General features: G+C 39.6%; 1 pseudogene. It reads left to right on the forward strand.

The window, feature by feature from the left end:
- The first annotated feature begins 170 nt into the window (after nt 1–170).
- Nucleotides 171–1087, forward strand: a pseudogene (locus HMPREF2876_RS07435) (IS30 family transposase).
- Nucleotides 1088–1142: the final 55 nt, after the last annotated feature.

Here is a 1142-nt window from a genome sequence, read left to right on the forward strand (position 1 = left end):
TTTTTTTATTTTTCTTAAACTTTTTCTTCCAATTGAAAGTTCTAAAATGAAGTTAGCCACTTCGAGTGTATGAAAAAACATCTCAAAGAGATATACTTGTAGTTCACCACAAATACAAGGAGATTCTTTAAGATGCCTACTAATTTACCCCAAAAGGCAAGCACTTAACAATAGCTGAGCGCCGTTTAATTGAAAAGTGGAAGGACGAGGAAAAATCAAATCATCAAATCGCTCTCTTGCTTGGAAAAGCACCTCAAACTATTCATAATGGCATCAAGCGTGAGCTGGTTCGCCAACAAGTACGCAAGGGAAGGTTTGAACTGCTCTATTCTGCAGATGCTGCTCAAAGTCGTTACGAATCAGCTAGAAAGAAGTCTGTCCAAAAGGGTCGACTTGATAAGGCTATCAAGGAGAAAATCTTGCACTATATCAAGCAGAAATACTATCCCGAAATATGATGGTAAATGCAAAGAAAGTCAATGTCCCCATATCTACCATCTACTACTTGATTCATCATGGACAGATAGGACTGACCTACAAGGACTTGATTTACCCCAGAAAGCCAAAAGCTGAAAAGAAGGGGGCTAGTCCGCGGTTTAAACCTGTTGGGAAGTCTATTGAGGGACGACCTGAAATCATCAACCAACGTCTTGAAAATGGGCATTATGAGATGGATACCGTCATTCTGACCAAGCAGAAAAATCAGTGCCTTCTCACCCTCACTGACCGCAGAAGTCGGCACCAGATTATCCGACTAATCCCTGACAAAACTGCTCAGTTGGTCAATCAAGCTGTCGCTGCACTTATGGAAACTAATACCATCAAATTCATCACGGCTGATAATGGAACGGAGTTTAATAGACTAGCTGAGATATTTCCACAGGACAACATCTATTACGCGTACCCTTACTCCTCACGGGAAAGAGGAACAAACGAGAATCATAACAGACTTATCAGACGATGGCTTCCTAAGGGAGTTAAGAAAACGATCCACAAACAAGTCACTTTCATCGAAAATTGGATTAATAACGATCCTAATAAAGTTTTAAACTACAAGTCACCTCAGATTTTTTTGTTGAATGGCTAACTTCTACTTGAAATTGAGCTTTTTATAACTTTTAAAAAAGGAAAGTCCTGACTTG

The sequence above is a fragment of the Streptococcus sp. HMSC073A12 genome (assembly GCF_001812815.1).
Classification (GTDB): Bacteria; Bacillota; Bacilli; order Lactobacillales; family Streptococcaceae; genus Streptococcus; species Streptococcus vaginalis.